Consider the following 6269-nt stretch of genomic DNA (forward strand, 5'->3'; position numbering starts at 1 on the left):
GCCTTTCACGGCGCACACTGAAAACAGGCGTTCAGTAACCGTGCGAAAATGGCCACAACATGCCGACAGCGGTCAGCGAAGTGTCTACTCTGCTTGGTCCAAACCGGTCGTTGGAGGCGCACAATAGCTTCAAAAAAAGTGCCTGATTTGGGGTTTGAAGTGCTGGAAATTGATCGGCTACGTTCGGATATTCGCAACTCTCAGACGCCTAGCTGGTTGCGAAATATTCATGACACCGGAAAGATCCAGGTACGCCGACGCCGCGCAAACGATGTAAGGCGAACAAGCGAGCGACGCGTCTCAGCTCCATATTTTCACAATTAACGCGGCAAAACCGGTTTAATCGTCGCCCAGGTTGACCGCCTTGTATTTGCTGACGAGCTGCTGTTGGGTGTTGCCGGGGACTTGGGCGTAGTGCGAGAACGCGATGGTGTACGAACCCTGGCCGCCAGTGAGTGACTTTAGGCGGCCCTGATAGTCGTCAAGTTCGGCCAGCGGAATCTGACCGGTTATGGCTGCGGTGCCGGCCGGGCGCGGTTGCGTGCCGGTGACTTGGCCGCGCTTGCTGGCTAGGTCACCGGTGAGGTCGCCGATGGCGGCCTCGGGGGCCAATACCTCGATGTGAACCAACGGCTCCAACACGATCGGATTGGCATTGCGCACGGCGTCGATGGTGGCCTTGCGCCCAGCGGCAACGAAGGCAACCTCCTTGCCGTCGACCGCGTGGGTCTTGCCGTCATATACCGTGACGCGCATGTCATGCACCGGAAAACCCGCCACCACGCCGTCAGCCAGGGCCTGGCGAACGCCTTTTTCCACGGCAGCCATGAACACGCCAGGGATGGCACCGCCCTTGACGATGTCCAGGAACTCGAACCCCGCTCCGCGTTCGAGCGGCTCGACGCGCAGCATCACCTCGCCGAACTGGCCGGCGCCGCCGCTTTGCTTCTTGTGGCGGCAGTGGCCCTCGGCTCCGGTGGTGATGGTCTCTCGGTAGGCGATTTGGGGTGCGCTGGTGTCGAGCTCCAGCTTGTACTGCTGCTGCATGCGTGACAACTTGGCGCGCAGGTGCGTTTCACCCAGGCCGCGGATCACGGTTTCGTTGGTGCCCGGATGACGCTCGATTTTGAAGCAGGGGTCTTCCAGTTCGAGCTTGTGCAGAACCTCGAACAGGCGCTGCTCGTCACCCTTGCGCCGTGTCTGCACCGCCAGGCCCTGCATCGGCTGGGGAAACTCCATCGGTTTGAGGTGGATATTGTCTTCGTCGTGCGAATCGTGCAGCACGCAGTCGAATTCGATTTCATCGACCTTTGCCACGGCCCCGATGCCACCCGGCACCAGCGAGGGCACTTCAACGTAGTCCTTGCCCTGCAGACGGTACAGGTGGGCCACCTTGAAGGCGCGTTTAGCCGAGCCGACGAACAGTTGCGCGTCCTTCCTGACGGTGCCCTGATGCACCCGGAACACGCCTAGTTTGCCGATGAATGGGTCTACCACCACCTTGAACACATGTGCCAGCACGTGCATTTCATCGTCGGGCTGCGCCTGAAACGCCTGGGGCCCCTGCCCTGACTCGCCACGGTAGAACGGCGGCGGGTTGCCCTCGGCCGGGCTGGGGGCCAGCTTGGCGAGGGCGTCAAGCAGTTGCGGCACGCCGGCGCCGGTCTTGGCCGAGACGAACAGGATCGGGATCAGATGCCCGGCCCGCATCGCGCGCTCGAACGGCCCGTGCAGATCTTGCGGGCTGGGGTCGGCACCATCCTCGAGGTAGCGCGCCATCAGGCTGTCGTCTTCTTCGATGATCTGGTCAATCAGGCTGCGATGCGCCGCGGACACCGACGCAAAGTCACTCTCGCCGCTGTCGTGGCCGAGCAGTTCCACCACGTCCTTCCCATGGTGTGCCGGCAGATCCAGCAGCAGGCATTGCTTGCCGAAGCGCTCGCGGATGTCGGCTACCAGCGCAGGCAGGTCAACGTTGTCGGCGTCGATCTTGTTGACCACTATCATCCGGCACAGCCTGCGCTCGCCGGCCAGCGTGAACATGCGCTCGGTCGAGAGTTCGATGCCAGTCTGTGCGTTGATCACTACCAACGCGGTATCGACCGCTGCCATCGCACCAATGGCCTGGCCGGCAAAGTCCGGGTAGCCGGGGGTGTCGAGCAGATGAACCTGGGTGCCGTCCCAGTTGAAGCTGACTAACGACGCTTGCAACGAGTGGCCGAGTTCCTTCTCGATGGGGTCGAAGTCGCAAACGGTGTTGCCTTTTTCGACCGATCCCCGGCTGTTGATGGCCCCGGTAGCGGCCAGAAGGGTCTCGGCAAGGGTGGTTTTACCTGCGGCACCGTGGCCGACCAGGGCAACGGTGCGAATTTGGGCGCTGGGGTTCTGGCTCATGAAAGTCCCTTGGGGTGTTGTTGGCAGCCCTGACGCATGGGCCGTACGAATAGCGTTGTCTGCGACGCGAAGGTGCTTGCAAAATGCGATGGACTCATATTCGGTAGATAGACCTTTTTGGATTTAAGCGCGCGATGGGGTGGTTGCTTGCAGACTAGAGGGGTTTATAAACCTCACCCCGGTTATTTAAGCTCATTATGGTCGAGCTTGAGACGACGTCAACCTCTCACAAATTGCTAAAGCACGTAAAACAAAGCGCGCGTAATTCCCAGTCGGCAAGTTTCTCGAGCCGGTCGCTTCTGAAATGGAAGGCGAGAAGATGCTCTCCCGTTTCAGATCCCGTCGCCGCCATCGAGGGTCTCTTGCTGTCTACGCTGTTGTCACTCCGATGGCGGCACAGGGTTAGGGTCCCGCCAAAGACGGATTCGTTGCGAGCGAGTATGGCTCTTGTGCGCGCGTAGGCCAAGCAGCAGGGCAAACCGACAAAAGTTACCCCCCACTGAGTGTTACTTACGCTGTGAATAAAGGTCTGAACAACTCGCGAATGTGGCGTCAGCAGTGGGTATGCCGACGATGCTTAAGAAAGAGGTTCATGAGGTGGCGCTAGCGACCCGGAGCTGCTCTTTGCCACCATATTCGTTGGCTTTCCGTAATGGCCGATAGCAGATTTTCGTGACTTACCGTTTTCGACCCCAACCAGACATCCACCAGTCTAATTTGCCGTCCTTGAAGCGGCCACTGGCGGCATTCGGTACCACGCGCTCGTGGGCGATGTCCCGATTCCAGTTGCAGGTTGAAGCCGGTGGGCATGGGAATTATGCAGTTTTCTTGACTGGTTGAATGTTGGTGTTGATGCCGATCTGAATTTGACCAAGGCTGCCGACCATCATTTGACCAGCCAACGTTTCTCAAAAACGCGGCAGAGTATGAATCTCCAGCATTCGATGGTGCTCAGTGCCAGATCGGCCGACTGCTCTTGAACTGATCAAAAACTTATCGGCAACAACAAGTGAGGGAAAGAAAGTCCGGAATCGGACACTGCCAATCTCCAGGGGGGATCAGGTAACGGGGGTAAAGACCAACAGGACGATGGCAGGCCTGAGCGCCCTGCCCCCAGAACCCTGCGTGCGCCATCAAGCCAAACCCCTTCGCCGCGACGCGTCACGCGCGCGAAAGGAATGCCCCGGTTGAGCTGGCTCGCGCGTTCAAGCTCGATGTGCAACTTTAGGAATACGTTCCCAAAGAACGCCCCGGGATTATTGGATCATGGCGCCAATGGCTCATACGTCCGCTCACCGGTTCATCGACTTCGGTCCTCCCAGTCCGCCCACGGCACCTGATTGGCCCTGAGATAGCAACCCACGGCCTGACCTAACGTCGCGAAGAACCGCTGCTCGCCGAGACTGGAGAAAAGGCCGAAACGCTTTAGCTTGTCCTTGACGGGATCCTTCATTTCAGCGAAGCACAGGTTGATGCCAGCGGCATGCAAGGCGTCGTCGAGTTCTTCCAGGGTGTCGGCGGCGGTGACGTCAACACTGGTGACCGGCTCCGCGCTAACGACGAGCCAGCGCACGGGCGTTGGCGATGCCGCCACGGCGTCGAGAACGTGATCCCGAAACAGCTCAGCGTTGGCGAAGAACAGAGGCGCATCCCAGCGGAACAACACGAGTCCGGGAATGATGCGGGCATCTGGATACCGGGTGATGTCGTGGTAACCCTTGACGCCATCGACCCGACCCAGGACGGCGAAGTGCGGGCGCCAGCCGTCCCACAGGAACTCTATAATGGCAATCACAATTGCCAAGCCGATGCCCTCAATAGCGCCGAGAACCGCAACGCCTACCATGCAGCCGATGGACAGCCAGAACTCCCAGCGCTGGATGCGGTAGATCCGGCGAAGATCTTTGATCTCAATCAGTGCCATAGCAGAGGCAATCACTACTGCGGCCAACGTGGCAGTGGGCAAGTTTTTGAGCAGGTCCGGCGCCACCATCAACAGCCCGGCCACAGCCAGTGCCCCTACGATCCCCGCCAGCTGGGTCTTGGCCCCTGCCGTCTCGGCGACCGGTGTGCGTGAAGCGCTCGCGCTGATCGGAAAGCCCTGGAAAATGCCAGCGGCCAGGTTCGCCATCCCCAGCCCCACCATCTCTTGATTGGGATCGACGAAGGAGCCTGCGCGTGCGGCATACGCGCGCGACAGCACACTGGTGTCAGCGAAGGACACAAGGGCCACGGCCAGCCCGCCGAGCAGCACCGGAACGATGTCGCCCGAAGTGATCGATGGGAAAGCCAAGGCCGGCAGGCCCTGGGGAAGTGAGCCGAGGACCGATACACCCGCACGCGCGGCAAGGTCCAGGACGGCGACCGTGACGGTCGCACCCACCACGGCAATCAGGACGCCCGGCAGGCGTTTGCTGCGCTTGAGCCACCAAATCACGGCGAGCGTGCCTGAGCCGAGCACCAGCGCTGTCCAGTTGGTCTTGCCGGCGAGTACCGCCTCGATAGACGCCAGGATTTTGTTTAGCAGGCCGTCGCCGTTGACAGCGAAACCGAAGAGCGCAGGCAATTGGCTGACCACCACGGTCAGCGCGATGCCGTTCATGTATCCGTAGCGGATGGGCTTGGAGAGCAGTTCGGTGACAAAACCCAGACGTGCCGATCCAGCCACGACGCACAAGGTGCCGGAGACCACCGCCATCATCCCCGCCAGCGCCAGCGCGCGCTGCGGATCACCCGCCGCCAGCGGCAGCACGACGCCCAGGATGAGGGCGACGAGCGAAGAATCCGGGCCGAGCACGAGTACCCGGCTTGGTCCGAACAGCGCGTAGGCCAGGAGCCCGAAGATAGTTGCGTACAAACCAGAAATGGCCGGCAAGCCAGACGCGACCGCGTACGCAATGCCGACCGGCACAAGCACTGCGGTCAACACCAGACCGGCCACGAGATCATGGCGCAGCCACGCGATCTCGTAGTGGCGCAACGATAGCAAACCCGGCATCCAGCGCATCCAGCCGGTCGCTTGCCCGGCGCGGCCTGCGCGCACCGCGCGAGCTGGCTCCACCGGTGTCGAGGGAGGCGTCAAATCGCTCATGAAATCTGCCGGACTTTGAAGGTGAGAGCGCAAGTGTAGGCGCCGCTCCACATTTGCACCATGTGTTTCAAAGATGGCCGGCAACTAGCGGCCTGGCTGGGGCGGGTACCTCGGCAGCACTCAAGCGGCGGCAACCCCACACGAATGGGAATCAGCAAGCACGGTGACACCTATCTGCGGACACTGCTGATCCACGGTGCCCGGGCTGCCCCAGAAAATTCGTGACAGTGGCATGGATCTGCCAAAGCCGGCCTCCCAGCGTGGCGGCAAGAAGGGCAAGAGCCAGGCAGAGGACTAATTTACGCTGCGTGACCTCGGGCGAAGCATCCTCGATGCAATCAATCGCGCCAGCCAAAATTAAGGAAATCAGCCATGACACTAGAATTCGAGCCTTACACCATCGAAGCCGATGTGCTGCGTATCGGTGACCTGGAGATTGAGAACCGGATTGACCGCGTGTCGCTCACTGGCGACGTGGTGCTCACCAAGGACAAGGCCGGCTTGGCGCTGGCCAAAGAGCTGCAATCGCTCATAGGGCGCATCGTCAATGCGCTTGAGGCGGAGAAGCAGCTGCTGGCGACGGTTGAGCTGAAGGTGACCGAGACGGTCAAGAATCCATTTGCATAAAGAGCGGGCGGTCTAATACTACTTTGCATTCAAAGATATAGATGTGATCCATTTGAATCCGGTAAGACTCTGCACCTAAAGGGGTTTAATTCGAACGATAGCAATCCTGCGCTGAGCGCTTTGTCTGCCGTGTCCAGTGAGTTCACGCGCCCAGTGG

The 6269-nt window shown here is 60.4% G+C and carries 3 protein-coding genes and 1 pseudogene; 2 read left to right on the top strand and 2 right to left on the bottom strand.

What is annotated here, in order from left to right; translation table 11 throughout:
- Window positions 1-339 precede the first annotated feature (339 nt).
- Both fusA and B3F77_RS17855 read right to left on the bottom strand, forming a co-directional pair.
- Window positions 340-2394 carry an elongation factor G gene (gene fusA, locus B3F77_RS17850; protein ID WP_293606258.1) on the bottom strand — a complete coding sequence of 685 codons (2055 nt, stop codon included), beginning with the start codon at window positions 2392-2394 and terminating at the stop codon, window positions 340-342.
- Between the two features lie 1300 nt (window positions 2395-3694).
- A complete protein-coding gene (locus tag B3F77_RS17855) occupies window positions 3695-5485 on the bottom strand; it encodes a SulP family inorganic anion transporter (RefSeq protein WP_414703040.1) in 1791 nt (596 codons plus the stop codon).
- A gap of 66 nt (window positions 5486-5551) precedes the next feature.
- On the opposite strand from B3F77_RS17855, the pseudogene B3F77_RS17860 reads away from it, so the two are divergent.
- Window positions 5552-5692: pseudogene (locus B3F77_RS17860) on the top strand (transposase); the annotation flags it as partial.
- A 165-nt stretch (window positions 5693-5857) separates the two neighbouring features.
- The gene (locus B3F77_RS17865) at window positions 5858-6112 is read left to right on the top strand and encodes a hypothetical protein (protein WP_293606259.1); all 255 of its coding nucleotides are present in this window, start codon (window positions 5858-5860) and stop codon (window positions 6110-6112) included.
- Window positions 6113-6269: the final 157 nt, after the last annotated feature.

The sequence above is a fragment of the Polaromonas sp. UBA4122 genome (genome assembly GCA_002381615.1).
In the GTDB taxonomy this organism is placed as follows: domain Bacteria; phylum Pseudomonadota; class Gammaproteobacteria; order Burkholderiales; family Burkholderiaceae_C; genus Polaromonas.